We start from the raw sequence: 17,801 nt of genomic DNA, 5'->3' as shown, positions 1-17,801 counted from the left end.
CGCGCGGTGGGGCACAGTTCCGTGTCATGAGCTTCGCCGTCAAACCCGTACTCACCGGCTCCTCGACCGTGCTGCGTCCCTTCACCGAGGCCGACGCCGACGTGATGTGGGAGATCGTCCAGGACCCGGACGTCGTCCGTTTCACCTTCGAGCCGTCCGTCCGGCTCACCCGGGAGGGCCTGCGCGCCTGGTACGGCTCCCGGGCGGAGCAGCCGGACCGGCTCGACCTCGCCGTGACCGACCGGGCGACCGGTGAGCTCGTCGGCGAGGTCGTCCTGAACGAGTGGGACCCCGACGCCCGCAGCTGTTCCTTCCGCACGCTGATCGGCCCGCGCGGCCGTGGCCGGGGGCTGGGCACGGAGGCGGTCCGGCTGATCGTCGGGTACGGCTTCGAGCGGCTCGGCCTGCGCCGCGTCGAGCTGGCGGCCTACGGCAACAACGCCCGCGCGCTGCACGTGTACGAGAAGGCCGGTTTCGTCGTGGAGGGTGTCCGGCGGGAGGTCCGGATGCGGGACGGGGAGTGGACCGACGAGGTCCTCATGGCGATCCTCGACCGGGAGTGGGCGGCGCTCAGCCCCACGGCTCGATGACCGTCACCCCGGCGCCCGGCGCCGTCCCCATGGCCGCGAGGGCCGCGGGCGCGGCGTCCAGGCCGATCGTGGCGGTCACCAGGAGGTCGGGGCGGAGCACGCCCGCGCGGACCAGTTCCAGCATCGGCGGGTAGGTGTGCGCGGCCATGCCGTGGCTGCCGACGAGTTCGAGTTCCAGGGCGATGGCGCGGGCCATGGGGACGGGCGTGGTGCCGGTCGGTGAGGGCAGCAGGCCGACCTGGACATGGCGGCCCCGGCGGCGCAGCCCGTTCACGGAGGCGGCGCAGGTGGCGGGTGCGCCGAGGGCGTCCAGGGAGAGGTGGGCGCCGCCGCCGGTGAGGTCGCGGACCGCCTCGGCCGGGTCCGCCACGGCCGACGCGTCCACGCACTCCGCCGCCCCGAACCGCCGCGCCAGTTCCAGCGCCTGCGGCGACACGTCGACGGCGACGACGCGGGCGCCCGCGGCCGCCGCGATCATCACCGCCGACAGGCCCACCCCGCCGCAGCCGTGCACGGCGACCCACTCCCCCGCCGCGAGCCTGCCCTGCCGCACCACCGCCCGGTAGGCGGTGGCGAAACGGCAGCCGAGGGAGGCGGCCGTCGCGTACGACATCCCGTCGGGGACCGCGACCAGGTTCACGTCCGCGTGGTCCAGCGCCACGTACTGGGCGAACGAGCCCCAGTGGGTGAAGCCGGGCTGGGTCTGCCGCTCGCACACCTGCTGGTCGCCGGCCGCGCAGGCCGGGCAGGAACCGCAGGCGCAGACGAACGGCACGGTGACCCGGTCCCCCGCGCGCCAGCGGGTGACCCGCGCGCCGGCCGCTTCGACGACGCCGGCGAGTTCATGGCCGGGAACGTGCGGGAGCGTGATGTCGGGGTCGTGGCCCTGCCAGCCGTGCCAGTCGCTGCGGCACAGTCCGGTGGCCTCGACACGGACCACGACCCCGTGCTCCGCGGGCTCGGGGTCCGCGACCTCACGCACCTCGGCCGGTTCCCCGTACCGCTCGAACACCACTGCCCGCATCGCCGGCCCGCCTTCCGATGATCGCCGCTTCCGGCGGAACGGTAACCCCGGACGGGGCGTACGGTCAGGGCCGGGCCGGGAGGCGTACGGGGCGTACGCGCCCCTCGCCCCGGCCCGACCGTCGTGGATTTATACCCCCTAGGGGTATAGTCTGGGTGTCGTGGGCCCCTCGGGCCCCTCCGACCCCCTCCCACCCCCTATGCCCCGACGAGGAGTAACGACATGACCTCCCAGACCGACACCCAGGGTTCCGTCACCACCGTCTACAAGGTGAGCGGTATGAGCTGCGGGCACTGCGAGGGCGCCGTCTCCACCGAGCTCTCCGCGATCCCCGGTGTCAGCTCGGTGACCGCCGTCGCCTCCGCCGGCGAGGTGACCGTGGTCTCCGCCGCCCCGCTCGACGAGGAGGCCGTACGCGCCGCTATCGACGAGGCGGGCTACGAGCTGACCGGCACCGCCTGAGCCCCACCCCCTCCGGGCCGCCCGGGCCGGGCACGGGCGTCTCACCCCACCCGGCCGCACCGGACCACCCGGCCGCGAGGACCACCCGGACACCCCTGGCCGGCGACGGCGTCAACGACACGGCCGCGCCGGCCGTCGCTGATCCGGGTCCCGTTCTCGCCACGGGAGCCGGCCGCTCGCCGCGGCGGGGCTGCCGAACCCGATGGCCGCCGGTGCCGCCACGGCGTTCTCCTCGGTGTGCGCGGCGACGAACACCCTGCGCCCGCAGGCGTTTCATTGAGGTCTCGAGTTGGGGTGTACCCCTGGAGTCCGGTAAGACCCTCACATAAGCTCTTCACACGGCTCGCGCATCTTCCTTACGCTTGAGTCCCGTGAGCGGTTTGCGGGTTCTTGCGCGACTTGGGGAGATACGCAAGAGACGCAGATCACAGTGATCTGAACGTAACCATCGAAGGGGTTCGAAGGTCTAAGTTGGCGATGTCGGGCAGCGTCTTGGGGGGCGCTTCCTGACATCTGGGAATGTCTTGGGGGACTTTCCCAGAGATTGCGTTGCCGGGGCACGTACCCGCGGGGAGCTTTGAGCGGCCCTCCCGACCGTGCGCGTCCCGGCAGACCGCACACCGACGAGTGCGACGGGTTCAGGTCCGTCCGTGCTCACACAGCGATTCAGGCGCTGTTCTCACAGGCGCCCGGCCGGATCCCGTGGGGGGAATCCGCACCGGGACATGGGAAGGCGCCCCGGTTCGTCGGCCCGTGGGGGGACCGGCGGCCGGGGCGCCTTCTTTCTTGCGGTGGTGCCACATACCGAAGCGGTGGTGCGACATGCCCGCAGCGGTGACGCGGTATGCCCGAAGGGGCGCGGGGCTGTGCCGCCATGCGGCTCCGCCCGCGTGGGCGCGACCGGCCGCAAGACCGGCCCGCAGCCGCCCACGCCCCTTCAGCGACGGAGTCTCAGGCGCGCGGCACCCGCACCGGCGGGTGTCAGCGCTGCTCGACCGGGACGAAGTCGCGCTCGACGACGCCCGTGTAGATCTGGCGCGGGCGGCCGATGCGGGAACCCGGCTCCTTGATCATCTCGTGCCACTGGGCGATCCAGCCCGGCAGCCGGCCGAGGGCGAACAGGACCGTGAACATCTCGGTCGGGAAGCCCATGGCCCGGTAGATCAGACCGGTGTAGAAGTCGACGTTCGGGTAGAGGCTGCGCGAGACGAAGTAGTCGTCGGAGAGCGCGTGCTCCTCCAGCTTCAGCGCGATGTCCAGCAGCTCGTCGGACTTGCCGAGGGCGGACAGCACATCGTGCGCGGCGGCCTTGATGATCTTGGCGCGCGGGTCGAAGTTCTTGTAGACCCGGTGGCCGAAGCCCATCAGGCGGACGCCGTCCTCCTTGTTCTTCACCTTGCGGATGAAGGAGTCGACGTCGCCGCCGGAGTCGCGGATGCCCTCCAGCATCTCCAGCACCGACTGGTTGGCGCCGCCGTGCAGCGGGCCCCACAGGGCGGAGATACCGGCGGAGATCGAGGCGAACATGTTCGCCTGCGAGGAGCCGACCAGGCGCACGGTCGAGGTCGAGCAGTTCTGCTCGTGGTCCGCGTGCAGGATCAGCAGCTTGTCCAGGGCGGCCACGACGACCGGGTCGAGCTCGTAGTCCTGCGCGGGGACCGAGAAGGTCATGCGCAGGAAGTTCTCGACATAGCTGAGGTCGTTGCGCGGGTAGACGAACGGGTGCCCGACGGACTTCTTGTACGCGTACGCCGCGATCGTCGGGAGCTTGGCGAGCAGGCGGATGGTGGAGAGGTTGCGCTGCTGCTCGTCGAAGGGGTTGTGGCTGTCCTGGTAGAAGGTGGACAGCGCCGAGACGACCGACGACAGCATGGCCATCGGGTGGGCGTCGCGCGGGAAGCCCTTGTAGAAGTTCTTGACGTCCTCGTGCAGCAGGGTGTGCTGCGTGACGTCGTTCTTGAACGAGGTGAGCTCGTCGACCGTCGGCAGCTCGCCGTTGATCAGCAGGTAGGCGACCTCCAGGAAGGTGGAGCGCTCCGCCAGCTGTTCGATCGGGTAGCCGCGGTACCGGAGGATGCCGGCCTCGCCGTCGAGATAGGTGACAGCGGATTTGTAGGCGGCGGTGTTGCCGTAGCCGCTGTCCAGCGTCACCAGACCGGTCTGGGCGCGGAGCTTTCCGATGTCGAAGCCCTTGTCACCGACGGTGCTGTCGATCACCGGGTAGGTGTACTCGCTGCCGTCGTACCGCAGTACTACAGAGTTGTCGCTCACGTCTTCCCTCACCGACGTTGTGCCTCATCTTCGAGGTGCCCTGACTGTCTCTACCATCCCCCACTCGGCTCAGGAGAGTGCACTCGGGGTCGACCATCGGGCCTATCGACGGCACTGAGTGCCGCCAACTTGCCCATCCTGCCCCTTGCGTTCGCGATCCGGAAGGGCTCTGTGACCTTCGTGACTCATTTGATCGATCATTTTTTGGTGACGGACCGCTCACAGCGGTGATTCGTCCGGCTGAGAGGTCCGCGAACCGGCGAGTCTGAAGTCCAGGGCCGTGCACCGGCGCCCCGCCGAGACCGTACGCACCGCCTGTCCGATCGCCTTGCGGGAGCCGACGAGGACGACGAGCCGCTTGGCCCGGGTGACCGCCGTGTAGAGCAGGTTGCGCTGGAGCATCATCCACGCCCCGGTCGTCACCGGGATGACGACCGCCGGGTACTCGCTGCCCTGGGAGCGGTGGATGGTCACGGCGTAGGCGTGCGCCAGTTCGTCCAGCTCGTCGAAGTCGTACGGCACCTCCTCGTCCTCGTCGGTCAGCACCGTCAGGCGCTGGTCGACCGGGTCGAGCGAGGTGACCACGCCCACGGTGCCGTTGAAGACACCGTTCTCCCCCTTCTCGTAATTGTTGCGGATCTGGGTGACCTTGTCGCCGACGCGGAACACCCGGCCGCCGAACCGCTTCTCGGCGAGATCGGGGCGCCCGGGAGTGACGGCCTGCTGGAGCAGCCCGTTGAGCGCGCCCGCGCCGGCCGGTCCCCGGTGCATGGGCGCGAGGACCTGCACGTCACGGCGTGGATCGAGGCCGAACTTCGCCGGGATGCGGCGCGCCGCGACGTCCACGGCGAGCCGGCCGGCCTCCTCGGTGTCGTCCTCGACGAAGAGGAAGAAGTCCTTCATGCCGTCCGTGACCGGGTGCTGCCCGGCGTTGATCCGGTGCGCGTTGGTGACCACGCCGGACTGCTGGGCCTGGCGGAAGACCCGGGTGAGGCGGACGGCGGGGACGGGGCCGTCAGCGGCGAGGAGGTCCCGGAGCACCTCCCCCGCGCCCACGCTGGGGAGCTGGTCGACGTCCCCGACGAAGAGCAGGTGGGCACCCGGCGGCACCGCCTTGACCAGCTTGTTCGCAAGCAGCAGGTCCAGCATGGACGCCTCGTCGACCACCACCAGGTCGGCGTCGAGCGGGCGCTCCCGGTCGTAGGCGGCGTCGCCGCCGGGCTTCAGCTCCAGCAGCCGGTGGACGGTGGAGGCCTCGGCGCCGGTCAGCTCGGCGAGCCGCTTGGCGGCCCGGCCGGTCGGGGCGGCGAGCACCACCTTGGCCTTCTTGGCGCGGGCCAGCTCCACGATCGACCGCACGGTGAACGACTTGCCGCAGCCGGGCCCGCCGGTGAGCACGGCGACCTTCTCCGTCAGCGCCAGCTTGACGGCGGCCTCCTGCTCGGGGGCGAGGTCGGTGCCGGTACGGCCGGTGAGCCAACCGAGCGCCTTGTCCCAGGCCACGTCCCGGAAGGCCGGCATCCGGTCCTCCTCGGTGCGCAGGAGCCGCCGCACCTGGGCGGCGAGGGCGACCTCGGCGCGGTGGAAGGGCACCAGGTAGACGGCGGTGACGGGATCACCGCCCTGCGGATCGGGGACCTTCTCCCGTACGACACCGGGGTCCTCGCCCAGCTCCTCGGGCTCGGCGGCAAGCTCGGCGAGGCACTCGATGACGAGCCCGGTGTCGACCTGGAGCAGCTTCACCGCGTCGGCGATCAGCTTCTCCTCGGGGAGATAGCAGTGCCCCTGGTCGGTGGCTTGGGACAGCGCGTACTGCAGGCCCGCCTTCACCCGGTCGGGGCTGTCGTGCGGGATCCCGACCGACTGGGCGATCTTGTCGGCGGTGAGGAAGCCGATGCCCCAGACGTCGGCGGCGAGGCGGTACGGCTGGTTCTTCACGGCGGAGATCGAGGCGTCGCCGTACTTCTTGTAGATGCGTACGGCGATGGAGGTGGACACCTCCACGGTCTGGAGGAACAGCATCACCTCCTTGATCGCCTTCTGCTCCTCCCACGCGTCGGCGATCTTCTTGGTCCGCTTGGGCCCGAGCCCCGGCACCTCGATGAGCCGCTTCGGCTCCTCCTCGATGATCGTGAGCGTGTCGACGCCGAAGTGCTGCGTGATCCGGTCGGCGAAGACCGGGCCGATGCCCTTGACGAGGCCCGACCCCAGGTAGCGCCGGATGCCCTGGACGGTGGCCGGCAGTACGGTCGTGTAGTTCTCGACGTGGAACTGCTTCCCGTACTGCGGATGCGACCCCCACCGCCCCTCCATCCGCAGCGACTCCCCCACCTGCGCACCGAGCAGCGCACCGACGACGGTGAGCAGATCACCGGCGCCTCTGCCGGTGTCGACCCGGGCGACGGTGTAGCCGTTCTCCTCGTTGGCGTACGTGATGCGCTCCAGCACACCTTCGAGCGTGGCGAGCCGGCGTTCGCCGGGGGCCGTGGGTGACGGGTTGGGCATGATCCGACGGTACCGGTGGGGTGTGACAGGGGGTACGCCGCTCAGGCCGTCCCTCTCGTCACCTGGGCGTGCCGGTCCGATGCTCGGGCAGAAGGCCTTCCTCGGACAGACGCTGCCACGCCGTGCGCACGTGGGCTCGTGTGAACAGACGCTGCTTCCGCTCGTTCCACCTGCTGATGCACTCTGCGACAGCGTCGGAACTCGGTGGTGGCGTGACCAGTTCTTCCGCGGCGAACAGCACGGTGCTCAGGAGTTCCATGCCGAAGGCATCCTCGAAACCAGCCGTCAGTCTATGGAATCTCGCCGCGATCTCCTCGAACTCCGGGTACTGACCGATCGTCCTCTCGGCCTCGTCCACGGATCCCTTGTCGAGCTCCAGGATCGCCTGAGCCCCGCTAGTGCCGTCCCCGTACCCCGTGATGAAGTGCCCTTCCATCGCCGAGACGGCTCTGTCGAGGGGGTGCGAATACGGGCCGTAGATCCCCTTCTCGAAGCGCAGAGCCAGAGGCATCTGCAACTTCTGGAGGAGGTACGCGACCTTGTGCGCTTCGAGTAGAGAAACACGCGGCTCAAAGGCGAGCCCACGGGCGATTCCGCTACGCACGTAGCGGTCGAGCGCGGCAAGGAAAGCCGCGCGCTCGCGGTTCATGGCGGGCGCTTCGGTGGCGTTCGGCATGGAAGCGGAATTCGGCGGGCCGGAGGGCTCCCACAGTCGGACCTCGACCCCGGGGAGGGTCCCCAGCGCCTGACGGATCAGGGGTTCGACCTCACGCCAGGGCAGGCCGCCGTTGCCGCATCCCAACGGGGGGACTGCCACCGACGTGATCCCCCTCTCGACGATCTCGTCCCTCAGCGCGACAAGCCCCGAGGCGATGTCCTCGATCCGCGACGGCGCACGCCAGTGGCGCTTCGTCGGGAAGTTGACGATGAACCTCGGGCCCGTCATCTGCCCGACCTCATGCACATGCATGCGGCCGACCGTCACATCTCCACGCTCACATGACGCCTTGTAGTCCCTGAAATTGTCCGGAAAAGCCCGCTTGAACTGCAGGGCGATCCCCTTGCCCATGACCCCCACGGTGTTGACCGTGTTGACAAGGGCATCGACATCCGCCAGAAGCAGATTCCCGGTGCCGCGCGTGATCATCGCCGCCCTTCCCGCCGAGGATCCGATACCTTCCGCCATTTCAGTAGTACCACTCACGTCTGACACTCACCGGCAGTTCGGTCGCCGCTTGCCTGAGCAGGTGGTTGGTCTGCTGGGCGCGATCATGATCGTAGACCCCGACCTCGTGCAGAGCAGTGACCGGGAGACAGCCGAAAACCAGAAGCTCGGCCATGCGCCGCCTCATCCGGTCACCGTCATCAGCCGTGTTCGCCCAGTAGCCGGCTGCCATGATCTCCCAGTCCACGACGGTGGGCATCTCACCCAACGTCGTGAAGTGCTGAGTGATCGCGCTCGCGCAGTTGCCGTCGCTGAAGACGAACGGTCTTCCGGACTCCACCACCGCACCCACGGATGTGACGAGGTAGACGAGCGGCGACTGCCCTTCGCGGTATGTCGGCACCCGCCCCTGGTCGATCACATACATCATGGGCGATCGCGGGGCGAAGTAGAACGGAACATAGTCGGCCGGGCAACCGTACGGCGGGACGGTGACCCGTCGGGTACGCCGCTCGGCCTTGACCTCCCTGTCGCCGCACTCCCGTAACACCCCTCCTCTGTCCTGCATGACGCTATCCGACACCAACTGCTTCTCAGCGAGGATTCCGGACAGATTGCGCAGGTGCGTGAAGTGGAAGAGGGGGCGCTCCATAACGTTCGTCACGAAACGTGAGTAGACCACACTCACCCGCCCTCGACGCTCAGTAGTCGTGACATCAACCAGCCTCAGTCAATGGCCAGTTGACCTCGTACGGAAGCCGGGGCCGGGGCTGGACGAGCGCGTAGCCGTGGGGCTCCCACAGGTGCCCGTTCCACCGCTCGATCACCCGTGGTGCGTCAGGACGCAGATGCGCTCCCCGCGGAGCGTCCCCTTCCGCGAGCTGCACGGCCCTGAGCCGCCCGACCTTCGCCGGTTCGGCGCTCCGCCCACCGGGACAAGGGCTCGTCGTCCATCGTGCTGCTCCCTGCCTGTGAGCCGAGGGTGGCTTCCGCGGAGGTCAACGAGAGACGGACGCGGACGCCTTCGAACACATTGAGCGGACTGTCCAAGTCCAGAGAGCGCCGGCCTGCCGTCCCCTCCTCGCCAGCAGGACTGCGCACCTCCGTCAGTTCTTCCTCGCGGGTGCCTTACATCCCGCGTTGGGGAAGGTTCAGCGGTGTCACACGCTCACGTGTCTCTGCGGAGTGGCGGGGGTGTCCCAGGCCCGCGTCCCGCGCGAGAGCCGCTGCTTCCGTGCGGGACCGGGCGTGCAGTTTCGCCAGCACGTCGCTGACCCGATTGCGGATGGTCTTCTCGGACAGGGACAGGCGACGGGCGATGGACGCGTTGTCGAGGCCGCGGGAGATCAGGTCGAGGGTCTCGCGTTCCCGGTCGGTGAGGTGAGGAAAGGGAAGGGGGGATCGGGCGGCGGGTGGAGTGGCGAAATGGGCCAGGACGCGCTCGGCGACCCGGGGGCCGAAGACCGCTTCGCCACGGGCGACCCCGAGCAGGGCTCGGTGGACGTCAGCGCCGTCCGACTCCTTGAGCAGGTAGCCACGCGCGCCGACGCGCAAGGCGGCGAAGACCGAGTCCTCGTCCTCATCCATGGTCAGGATGAGCACGGCGATCTCCGGATGAGCCGTGGTGATCCGGGCCGTGGCCTCCAGGCCGTTGAGGTTCGGCATACGCAGGTCCATAAGCACGATCGTCGGCCGCAACCGGTCGGCGGCCATGATGGCTTCAGCACCGTCGGACGCCTCTCCGACGACCGTCACATCGGGGAGATCGGCGAGGACGGTGGCCATTCCGGCCCGGAAGACGGGATGGTCGTCGACGACGAGGACGGTGACCGGGGAGGGGACGGGGGCGCTCACCGCTGGTCCCCCACCGGGAGGACCGCTCGTACGAGGGTGCCTTCGCCGGGCGCGGTCGTCACCTCGAGCCGGCCTCCGACCTCTTCCGCGCGCTCCCTCATGCTGCGGAGTCCCACACCGGCCCTGTGCTTGGGCGGAATACCGCGCCCGTTGTCGCGGATCGAAAGAATCAAGACGGTGTCCTCCAAACGGGCGGTCAGTTCGAGGCGGCCGGCGGCGCCGTGCCTGACCGCGTTGGCGACCGACTCGGCGGCGATGGCGTAGGCGGCGACCTCGACGGCGGCCGGCAAGCGGTGGCAGGCGCCGTCGATACTGCTGTGGCAGGCCGGTGTGTCGTATCCGGCCAGCAGTTCCCGCAGGGCGCCGGGCAGCCCGAGCTGGTCGAGAACCGCAGGCCGGAGCCCCTGGACCACGGTGCGCAGATCGGTGACGGTGGAGCGGAGCCTGTCCCGGAGTGTCCTGACGCATCCCGCGAGATGGGGGTCGTCGATGCGCCGGGCGAGGGCGTCGAGTTGGTGGGCGGTGCCGGCCAGGGAGGGGCCGATGCCGTCGTGGAGGTCCGCACGCAGCCGCCGTCGCTCCTCCTCGCGCACGGACAGGATGTGTGAGCGGCTGCGGGCGACGTCCTCGACGAGACCGGCAGCGTAGGCGAGTGTTCCCGCGCGGTCCGCGACCTCTTCGACCGCGGCCTGCTCCTTGTCCGTCCAGGGATCGTTGACGCTTCGCCGTCCTACGCGCAGCACACCGAGTTCGCGGCCCAGGGCCCGGCAGGGAAAGGACCGCCAGCCGGCGCCGGCCGCCGGTCTGCCGGAGGCCACCGCCACGGCGGGGCTCTCGAAGGCCGCATAGGGCAGACGCAGCGCGGACCGCAGGGCGTCGACGAGGTGCTGCATGGCTTCCGCCGGCTCGCCGGCGGGAGCGACACGGCGACCGACGTGCGCGACGACGGCGTACGGATCGTGACGGTGCCCGAACAGCGTCCGGTCGACGGCCGCCTGGACGGCGCCGCGGCCGTTGGCCGCGATCAGTGCGGTGAAGGCGAGCAGACAGGTCCCCGCCAGGGACCCGGGCGCGATCAACCTCGCACCGGCGACGACCCCTGCGTACACCCCGAGGACGAGCGCGCTGAGGACTGTGAAGACGATGGCGCGGCCGAGGACGAGCTCCACATCGAACAGCCCGTGCCGCAGCATCGCGACAGCGACACTCGCGGGCGGGCCGAGCAACCCCATCAGCATGACGAGATCGCCGACCAGAGCCGGCTGCTCGACGTCGTCCAGGAGGGGGGAGAGGAAGGAGAACGCCATCAGCAGCCCGCCCAGCATCAGCCACTGCAGCTGGGCCCGTTCGGCGCCGGTCGCCGCTCGCGTACGGAGGACGAGGAGGACGGCGGCCGCGAAGGTGCCGCCGAGCATGGTGGCCGCGGCACAGGTGAACATCACGATGTGCAGCCACTCCCAGCCCGCTATCCCGAGCGGATTCGGGACACCGGGGACCGGATCGGTGCCGCTGGGCCGCAGCATCGTCGCCAGCGTTCCGATCCCGGCGATCGTGACGACGGCCCAGGCGCACGCCCGGCGCGGCGCCGTTTCGAGGCGGCCGTACGGGAAGAGCAAGGGCACCAGAGGCGTGGCGAACCAGTAGCCGACGAAGCCCCAGCAGCCGACCCAGGCCCCCACTTCCCAGCCGGGAAGGGGTTCCGCGGCGACCAGACGGCTGTAACCGGCGTAGTAGGCAAGCAGGTGGTACGGCCCGATCATCGCGGGCAGCAGCATCAGCCAGCAGACGGGATTGCGCGGCCGCCCCCTGGCGACGACGGCGCCCACCAGCGGCCAGACCGTGCCGAGCACGAGGTCGGACCAGTACAGGGGCGTGACGGCGATGCGTTCAGCCAGCCAGCCGTGCACGGGCACCGTCGCCACGCAGCACGCCGTACCCAGCCCCGAGATGCCGTACGCGGCGCGACGCAGTATCCGATCCCCCCGACTCACACCCATATGTTCCCGTAAAGCGGGCCCTTACCGGGCGTGATCCGGCGAAACCGTCCCGCTCGTACGGGACCGGCGTCCCTGGGCTGCGGGACTTGTCCCCCGCGACAGTCGGATCGGTAACGAACCGATCCACACAGGGAGTTGAGGCGTATGACCACCATCGATCCGGATGCTCGCCCGGGGCGCATGGCGCCACAGGACGGCGACCGGAGGGCCAAGTGGCCCCTGTACGGAGTCGGAGCGGGCGGGCTCGGGGCAGTCGCCACGCTCCTGACGGACGTCCGGGCCGGCACGACCGAGCAGACCCCCGTCGAGGCCTCGGTCCTCGACGACGTGAGCCGCCTCGTGGCGCATCTCGGCCTCGTCTCCGGCTTCCTGACGGTCTCCCTGCTCCTCGTACTGGCTGCGGCATGGCGGCGTCAAGTCGAGCCGCGGGTACCCTCCAGCACCGCCGCCTACGTGGTCAGCGGCGCTCTGACGGCTTCGGCCGCGGGACTGACCTACGGCTACGGATGGAAGGGCGCTCTGGCGATCTACCTGCCGGACGGCTTGGACGAGCGGTCCTTCGGCGAGAACGGGATGTTCGTCTACTTCATGCTCAACGACTTCGGCGGGTACATCGGCTGGCTCGGCGTCGTGGTCGCGGCCGGTGCCGTGGCCTGGATGGCGTTGCGTGAGCGCACGATCTCACGGTGGATCGGCTGGTTCAGCGTCGTGCCCGTACTGGCGGTCGTCCTCTTCGCGGGCATCACCGGCCTTCCCGGCTTCCAGGGCGTCGTCGGCCCCGTGTGGATGCTGGTCACCTTTCTCGGGCTGGCATGGGGGCGTAGCGCGATCGTCCGCTGACGCGCCCCTGTCCGACTCTCGTACATCAGGAGGCCCCCATGCCGCCCCTCTCCCGCGCCACCCGCCGCGGCGCCGCGTGCGCGGCGATTCTCATAGCCGCGCTGCTGTCCACGAGCGCCTGCGGGCCGGACTCCCCGCCGGACGACTCCGGAAACCTTTCGTCCTACGACGACTACACGGAGGAACCTACGCACGAGCCCACGGAGGAACCGACCGAAGAACCCACCGAAGAACCGACCGAGGAGGTGACCGAAGAACCCACGGAGGAGCCGACCGAGGAACCGACCGAGGAACGTACCGAGGACCCCACGGAGCTCATCGAGCCGGTCGAAGCATCGGTGCCCGACAGCGTCGTCGGTGTCTGGTGCGGCGGCAGCAACGACGAGGGGCACTGGACGTATGAGTTCTCCAGAACCGGTGAGTTCGTGGCGAGCAGGGGCAGCGCGGGTTTCTCGGGCGTCGTCGTCAGCGACTCCCAGTACATGACCTTCCACGTGTCGGGGGGCTCACCTTTCGTATCGTCCTGGGAAGTGGTCCAGGACCCCGTCCTGGGACCTCTCCTCTTCCTCGACGGCTACAGCTACCTGCCCGGGAGCTGCGACTCCTAGGCACCTGACGACAGCCCAGCGCGGCAGGTCGATCTCGGTCGGGATCGTCCTGCCGGGTGGGCCGCGGCCCTGAACCTCCCAGCGGTCGGCGAGGGCATCGACGAGAGTCTGCGCCGCTGTCGGGGCGGCGATCTGGCGGCTTCCGGGGAACAGGATGAGCACACAGCCGAGTCCGGATCGCGGCGCGTGGCTTCTGGGGGCGCGCGGAGCCACGTACCCGCCCCGGACCACATCCGCCTGCGGAGCTTCGTGAAGCGGCGCTCGATCCCCTGGAACGAGGTCACGCGCTTCGAGGAACGACAGCGGCACAGCCACAGCGGCCCGTACTGGGATGTCGTGTGCACCGGACCAAGGGCCGCCCCCTCACTCTGCCCGGGCTGTTCACCAGCGGCCGACGGGACCGGGAGTTCGACAAGAACCTCGTCGAACTCCATGCGCGCTGGGCCTCGGCCAAGGGCACATCCACCTGACGGTCCGGCTCCGGTCCTTTCATACCGAGCACAAAGCCGTGTCCTCTGCCCACACCTCTGGTGCATGCACCGGTGGCCCCCGAGGGGGCCGTCACCACGTTCGGTGCACGGTCGCCTTGCCACCGGTCACCAGGCTTGCCGGCGGAACGTCATCGGCCACGACCGCGCCGGCGGCGATCACGGCGTCACGGCCGATGCTGACGCCGGGCAGGATCGTGGCACCGGCACCGATCCACACGTTCTCCGCCACGTCGATGGGTGCGCCGGTGAGGTAAAGCCGCCGCTCCTCGGGATCGACCGGGTGGCCGCTGGTGATGAACGTGGCCTTCGGTCCGATCATCACGCGCTCGCCGAGCCGGATACCTGCGTAATCCAGGAACGTGCAGTTCTGGTTGATGAAGACGCGCTCGGCGAGGTCGAGGTTCAGGCCGTGGTCCGTGTAGAAGGGCGGGTAGATCGTGACTCTCGGCGGCAGTGGCTTGCCCAGGATCTGCTCGAACAGTTCCGCCTTGCCCGCTTCGTCCTCGAAGGGCAGGACGTTCAGGCGGGAGGTGAGTTCGGTGACCCGCAGGACCCTCTCGGCCATGGCCTGGAACTCGGCACTGCGGATGCGCATGAGACGGTCGCTGGACAGGCGGTGATCCTTTCCGTGTGCCGGTGGACGGGCACTCACCGGGCGGGGGGTCTTACCGTCACGGGGGGCCGTGTGGGCGGGTCAGGCCGCGCTCTCGACGCAGTCGCTGCCGTCCTCTCCGCCGAAGCGGGACGGCTTACGCCAGTTGCCGGGAGCAGGAGCGGTGTACGTCACGATCCGCTCATCGGCTTCTTCAGCCCTTCGACGAAGGAGACGAAAGCAGACACAGGGAAGGTGAGCACAGCTCTGCGCGGGTCTTTCGAGTCCCGTATGGCCATGTGGACCGAACTGCACGCGATCTCCACGCAAGAGTCGCCGTCGCCGGGGCCGGAGTATGAGGACTTCCGCCATTCTCCGAGGGTTTCCATGGGACGCCTCACAGCTCCTTCTCCAGCTTGCCGATGAGATCGCGCGACCGTTCCGGGGCGAGCGATACGGCCTCTACTCTATGGAAGAGCGTTCGAAACGCGGCGAGTTGAGTTTCCGAGTCGATGAAGGCAGCACCGTGCGGGCCGTCGCGTACCACGGTGTCCAGCTTGGGCACTGACCCTCCCGCGTGCGTCATGGCGCTCCCGGCACCGGCGAAGCCCTCCAGGTCGAATGGAATGATCCGGAGGGTGACGTGCTCCGATGCGGAGATCTCCAGGAGATGGGTGAGCTGCGCCCTCGACGTGGGCCGATCATTCACCATGATGCGCAGTGCCGCTTCGTGGACAACTGCTTCGTAAGGCGTCGGGCTCGACCCCTCCAGAACGGCCTTCCGCTGCATGCGATGCCTGACCCGCGCCTCAAGCTCCTCGTGCGGGAGCTCGGGAACCCGGTAGGCGAAAACGGCGCGAGCGTAGTCCTCCGTCTGGAGTGGACCGGGAATGTAAAGGAACTGGACCTCACGAAGGGACGTGGCGTGGTGCTCCAGTTCGGCGAGATCAAGAAACGGGGTGGGCAGCAGGCCTCGATACTCTTCCCACCATCCGCGCGTCCGATCGGTCGCCATCGCCACGAGGGCGTCCACGAACGCCTCGTCCGGGCAGGCGTAGTGGCCCGCGAGGCGACGTAGGCGCTTCTCGCTCACGCCTGCGAGGCCGGTCTCGATCTGACTGACCTGCGGGGCGCTCACACCGAGCAAGGCCGCAGCCTCACGGGCGGACAGGCCGGCCGCCTCGCGAAGCCTGCGCAGCTCGACCGCCAGGCGCAACTGGCGCCCTGTCGGCTCAGCCCTCAGCACCATTAGTCACTTCTCCCAACCAAGCGTGAGGCGCCACTCGTTCGAGGGTCAGGATACGCAACCGACTTGCGGAACTTAAACGTTTATCCCTACCGTCAGTGATGCGACGCACACCGTGCGGCACCGGGTCGCCGGAAGCGCACCGCCCCGTCCTGCCATGACGGCTGCGGCAATGACACCGGGCCCGCTCTCCACTTCCCTCACCGACAACGGGAGTTCCGCATGTCCGAAAGCGAACCCTGGGAGTACTCCCTGTACCTCCCCAACGACCTCCGCGCCGTCACCGTCAGCCGTCGTACCCTCCGTCTCATCCTGACCATGCACGGGCTGATCCGCCTCGTCGACGTCGCCGAACTCCTCGCCACGGAGCTGGTCTCCAACGCCGTACGGCACACCAAGGGCCCCGCCGGCCTGCGCGTGCGCTGGTCGCCGCCGGGGACGCTGCGGATCGGGGCGTGGGATGCGGACCCCCAACCTCCGGAGCCGCAGCGGCCGTTCGAAGAAGGGGCGGAGGACGGGCGGGGGCTTGCGCTGGTGCGGGCCTGTGCGGATGTGTGGGGGTGGCAGCCGCTGGCCAGGCGGGGCAGCGCCGGCAAGTTCGTCTGGTGCGAGCTGTCGGCGGCCTGACGGGCGGCCGTGGGCAAATCGCTTGTCCGCACCCGGCTTTCCATGAAGGCTCGCCACTCATGAGTGAACGTGAAGTCGACCGGCGGCTCGTGGCGGCGGTCGAGGCCGGGGACGACGACGCGGTGTGGACGCTGCTGGGCCAGGGCGCCGATCCGGACGCCCTGGGCGACGACGGGCTGCCGGTGCTGTGCGCGGCCGTCGCGGCGTTCGATTCCGCCGTCGCCGGTGTGCTGGTCGAGGGCGGGGCCGATCCCGATCGGGTGCTGCCGGACGGGACCACACCACTGTGGCGGTCCGTCGACGGAGGCTCCCCGGCCGTCTTCACGGCCGTCCTCGGCAAAGAGCCCCGGCTGCGGCTGTCCGAGGAGGCGCGCGAGCGGTTGCTCGCCCTGGCCCGGACCTGGTACGAGACGGGCCCGGCCGAGGAGTTGCGGCGCCGCACGGGCGCGACGGGTCCGGCGGTGACGGTCCGCGTTCCGGACGACGCGGACGCGTACCACCAGGTCCACCAGGTCTCACTGGACGGTCTCGTCGTACGGGACGGGCACGGTGGCATCCTGACCGCTCTGGAGTGGGCCTTCGGCATCCTGACCCCTGTCGGGGAGCTGATCTCCCGGGCTGCCGGCGAGCCGGACGAGGAGCACGCCATCCGGTGGGAGGTCCTACGGGTCCTCCTCAAACGCCGCAGCTTCGAGACCTGGTCGGCCGTGGTGGCCCACCGCCACCATCCCGACCGGGCGCACCGCCGGTTCCTGGTGGAGTTCCTGCGGGCCCGGGGAGTCCTCGTGCACGACTCGCCGTACGCGGAACAGGAGGGCGCGTTCCTGGGCGCCTGGGCGGCGGAGGAAACGGACACCGAGATGCTCGCGAAGCTCCTGGAAGCCTTCGCCGAGTACGAGCATCCGGGCCGGGAGACCGCCGGGCTGCGCTACGCCGGCCATTCCGACGCCCGGGTCCGCCGGCAGGTGCCCGGGCTCTTCTGGCCCGCTGAGGGCGCTTCTCTGACGCCCCGGGCCAGGGCCGCGCTGTCCACCCTCCTCAGTGACCCCGACGCCGGCGTGCGGATCCTCGCCTGCAGGCCGGCCGTGGACGACGACGCCCTCCTCGCTCCGGCCGTGCAGGCCCTGCTCATGCTGGCCGAGGGCCCGGACACCGAACTGCGGGGCGAGGTCGCCGCGCTCCTGGCTTCCTGCCGGGACCGTACGCCCGCCGTCGCCGACGCCCTGGTGGCGCTGCTGGACGAGGACGAGCCGCTCACCCGCCTCGAGGCCGCCTACGGTCTCGCCCTGCGCGACGACCCCCGCACCGCCGAGGCGTACCAGCGGATCAAGCACATCGACAGGGGCGGCGTCGACGACCACCGGTGGTGCAAGGTGTGGCACTGGCAGTACGACAGGGAACGTTCGGCCGCCGACTGAGCGCACACGCCCGCCCGCACGACGCGTCTCACCACGTCACGATTCGATTTCGGCCACCCGCCACCCCCTTGCATCCAGCCATGTAATCGATTCCAATCCTCCGTGTAATCG

General features: G+C 69.6%; 18 protein-coding genes and 1 pseudogene. 8 read left to right on the top strand and 11 right to left on the bottom strand.

The genetic code is table 11. The features are described 5' to 3' along the window. Window positions 1-26: 26 nt before the first annotated feature. The gene (locus ACZ434_RS01335; RefSeq protein ID WP_468450532.1) at window positions 27-590 is read left to right on the top strand and encodes a GNAT family N-acetyltransferase; all 564 of its coding nucleotides are present in this window, start codon (window positions 27-29) and stop codon (window positions 588-590) included. Here the strand turns inward: ACZ434_RS01335 and ACZ434_RS01330 are convergent. Continuing rightward, entirely contained in the window at window positions 571-1,614 is a 1,044-nt protein-coding gene (locus ACZ434_RS01330; RefSeq protein WP_468450530.1) for a zinc-dependent alcohol dehydrogenase family protein, read from the bottom strand. The genes ACZ434_RS01335 and ACZ434_RS01330 overlap by 20 nt on opposite strands. 222 nt (window positions 1,615-1,836) lie before the next feature. On the opposite strand from ACZ434_RS01330, the gene ACZ434_RS01325 reads away from it, so the two are divergent. Continuing rightward, the gene (locus tag ACZ434_RS01325; protein ID WP_468450528.1) at window positions 1,837-2,076 is read left to right on the top strand and encodes a heavy-metal-associated domain-containing protein; all 240 of its coding nucleotides are present in this window, start codon (window positions 1,837-1,839) and stop codon (window positions 2,074-2,076) included. Window positions 2,077-2,248: 172 nt separating this feature from the next. Further along, window positions 2,249-2,356: pseudogene (locus ACZ434_RS01320) on the top strand (HAD-IC family P-type ATPase); the annotation flags it as partial. 701 nt (window positions 2,357-3,057) lie between these two features. Here ACZ434_RS01320 and ACZ434_RS01315 read toward each other — a convergent pair. The 7 genes from ACZ434_RS01315 to ACZ434_RS01285 form a co-directional block, all read right to left on the bottom strand. Then, on the bottom strand, window positions 3,058-4,347 hold the full coding sequence (locus ACZ434_RS01315; protein WP_468450526.1) for a citrate synthase: 1,290 nt from the start codon (window positions 4,345-4,347) through the stop codon (window positions 3,058-3,060). A gap of 219 nt (window positions 4,348-4,566) precedes the next feature. Further along, on the bottom strand, window positions 4,567-6,852 hold the full coding sequence (gene recD2 / locus ACZ434_RS01310) for an SF1B family DNA helicase RecD2 (RefSeq protein ID WP_468450524.1): 2,286 nt from the start codon (window positions 6,850-6,852) through the stop codon (window positions 4,567-4,569). Between the two features lie 58 nt (window positions 6,853-6,910). Then, window positions 6,911-8,038: a type II toxin-antitoxin system antitoxin DNA ADP-ribosyl glycohydrolase DarG gene (darG, locus tag ACZ434_RS01305; RefSeq protein WP_468450522.1), complete on the bottom strand. Its 1,128-nt coding sequence runs from the start codon at window positions 8,036-8,038 to the stop codon at window positions 6,911-6,913. A 1-nt stretch (window position 8,039) separates the two neighbouring features. Further along, window positions 8,040-8,681: a type II toxin-antitoxin system toxin DNA ADP-ribosyl transferase DarT gene (gene darT / locus ACZ434_RS01300; protein WP_468450520.1), complete on the bottom strand. Its 642-nt coding sequence runs from the start codon at window positions 8,679-8,681 to the stop codon at window positions 8,040-8,042. A 52-nt stretch (window positions 8,682-8,733) separates the two neighbouring features. Beyond that, on the bottom strand, window positions 8,734-8,904 hold the full coding sequence (locus tag ACZ434_RS01295) for a DUF6087 family protein (protein ID WP_468450518.1): 171 nt from the start codon (window positions 8,902-8,904) through the stop codon (window positions 8,734-8,736). A gap of 241 nt (window positions 8,905-9,145) precedes the next feature. Then, window positions 9,146-9,871, bottom strand: coding sequence for a response regulator (locus ACZ434_RS01290; RefSeq protein WP_468450516.1), 726 nt, complete (start codon window positions 9,869-9,871; stop codon window positions 9,146-9,148). Further along, a complete protein-coding gene (locus tag ACZ434_RS01285) occupies window positions 9,868-11,793 on the bottom strand; it encodes a sensor histidine kinase (RefSeq protein ID WP_468450514.1) in 1,926 nt (641 codons plus the stop codon). The genes ACZ434_RS01290 and ACZ434_RS01285 overlap by 4 nt, the downstream gene beginning before the upstream one ends. Before the next feature lie 219 nt (window positions 11,794-12,012). Here ACZ434_RS01285 and ACZ434_RS01280 point away from each other — a divergent pair, with 219 nt between their 5' ends. The 3 genes from ACZ434_RS01280 (at window position 12,013) to ACZ434_RS01270 (ending at window position 13,786) form a co-directional block, all read left to right on the top strand. Beyond that, complete coding sequence (locus ACZ434_RS01280) at window positions 12,013-12,708, top strand: hypothetical protein (protein ID WP_468450512.1); 696 nt, start codon at window positions 12,013-12,015, stop codon at window positions 12,706-12,708. 38 nt (window positions 12,709-12,746) lie between these two features. Beyond that, entirely contained in the window at window positions 12,747-13,316 is a 570-nt protein-coding gene (locus ACZ434_RS01275; protein ID WP_468450510.1) for a hypothetical protein, read from the top strand. A gap of 338 nt (window positions 13,317-13,654) precedes the next feature. Beyond that, window positions 13,655-13,786 carry a hypothetical protein gene (locus ACZ434_RS01270; protein WP_468450508.1) on the top strand — a complete coding sequence of 44 codons (132 nt, stop codon included), beginning with the start codon at window positions 13,655-13,657 and terminating at the stop codon, window positions 13,784-13,786. A gap of 91 nt (window positions 13,787-13,877) precedes the next feature. Here ACZ434_RS01270 and ACZ434_RS01265 read toward each other — a convergent pair whose 3' ends face one another. The 3 genes from ACZ434_RS01265 to ACZ434_RS01255 all read right to left on the bottom strand — a co-directional run bounded on the left by ACZ434_RS01265 (window position 13,878) and on the right by ACZ434_RS01255 (window position 15,648). Then, complete coding sequence (locus ACZ434_RS01265; protein WP_468451759.1) at window positions 13,878-14,420, bottom strand: DapH/DapD/GlmU-related protein; 543 nt, start codon at window positions 14,418-14,420, stop codon at window positions 13,878-13,880. 170 nt (window positions 14,421-14,590) lie between these two features. After that, entirely contained in the window at window positions 14,591-14,788 is a 198-nt protein-coding gene (locus ACZ434_RS01260) for a DUF397 domain-containing protein (RefSeq protein WP_468450506.1), read from the bottom strand. A gap of 8 nt (window positions 14,789-14,796) precedes the next feature. After that, window positions 14,797-15,648, bottom strand: a complete 852-nt coding sequence (locus ACZ434_RS01255; RefSeq protein WP_468450504.1) for a helix-turn-helix domain-containing protein — start codon at window positions 15,646-15,648, stop codon at window positions 14,797-14,799. A gap of 219 nt (window positions 15,649-15,867) precedes the next feature. Between ACZ434_RS01255 and ACZ434_RS01250 the strand changes: the two genes are divergently transcribed. Both ACZ434_RS01250 and ACZ434_RS01245 read left to right on the top strand, forming a co-directional pair. Further along, on the top strand, window positions 15,868-16,272 hold the full coding sequence (locus tag ACZ434_RS01250; RefSeq protein WP_468450502.1) for an ATP-binding protein: 405 nt from the start codon (window positions 15,868-15,870) through the stop codon (window positions 16,270-16,272). 59 nt (window positions 16,273-16,331) lie between these two features. Continuing rightward, window positions 16,332-17,690 (top strand): HEAT repeat domain-containing protein, encoded by a 1,359-nt coding sequence (locus tag ACZ434_RS01245; RefSeq protein WP_468450500.1) that lies wholly within the window; start codon window positions 16,332-16,334, stop codon window positions 17,688-17,690. Window positions 17,691-17,801 lie beyond the last annotated feature (111 nt).

The sequence above is a fragment of the Streptomyces sp. NPDC030893 genome (assembly GCF_055571535.1).
Note: the sequence above shows the minus strand (reverse complement) of the source record. Positions and strands in the feature narration are given on the sequence as shown.

Bases quoted from the DNA above. Each gene is read 5' to 3' on its own strand.
- ACZ434_RS01330 (WP_468450530.1), bottom strand. From the start codon at position 1,614: ATGCGGGCAGTGGTGTTCGAGCGGTACGGGGAACCGGCCGAGGTGCGT.
- ACZ434_RS01255 (WP_468450504.1), bottom strand. From the start codon at position 15,648: ATGGTGCTGAGGGCTGAGCCGACAGGGCGCCAGTTGCGCCTGGCGGTC.
- ACZ434_RS01325 (WP_468450528.1), top strand. From the start codon at position 1,837: ATGACCTCCCAGACCGACACCCAGGGTTCCGTCACCACCGTCTACAAG.
- ACZ434_RS01245 (WP_468450500.1), top strand. From the start codon at position 16,332: ATGAGTGAACGTGAAGTCGACCGGCGGCTCGTGGCGGCGGTCGAGGCC.
- ACZ434_RS01335 (WP_468450532.1), top strand. From the start codon at position 27: ATGAGCTTCGCCGTCAAACCCGTACTCACCGGCTCCTCGACCGTGCTG.
- ACZ434_RS01275 (WP_468450510.1), top strand. From the start codon at position 12,747: ATGCCGCCCCTCTCCCGCGCCACCCGCCGCGGCGCCGCGTGCGCGGCG.
- recD2 (WP_468450524.1), bottom strand. From the start codon at position 6,852: ATGCCCAACCCGTCACCCACGGCCCCCGGCGAACGCCGGCTCGCCACG.
- ACZ434_RS01280 (WP_468450512.1), top strand. From the start codon at position 12,013: ATGACCACCATCGATCCGGATGCTCGCCCGGGGCGCATGGCGCCACAG.
- ACZ434_RS01260 (WP_468450506.1), bottom strand. From the start codon at position 14,788: ATGGAAACCCTCGGAGAATGGCGGAAGTCCTCATACTCCGGCCCCGGC.
- darG (WP_468450522.1), bottom strand. From the start codon at position 8,038: ATGGCGGAAGGTATCGGATCCTCGGCGGGAAGGGCGGCGATGATCACG.
- ACZ434_RS01250 (WP_468450502.1), top strand. From the start codon at position 15,868: ATGTCCGAAAGCGAACCCTGGGAGTACTCCCTGTACCTCCCCAACGAC.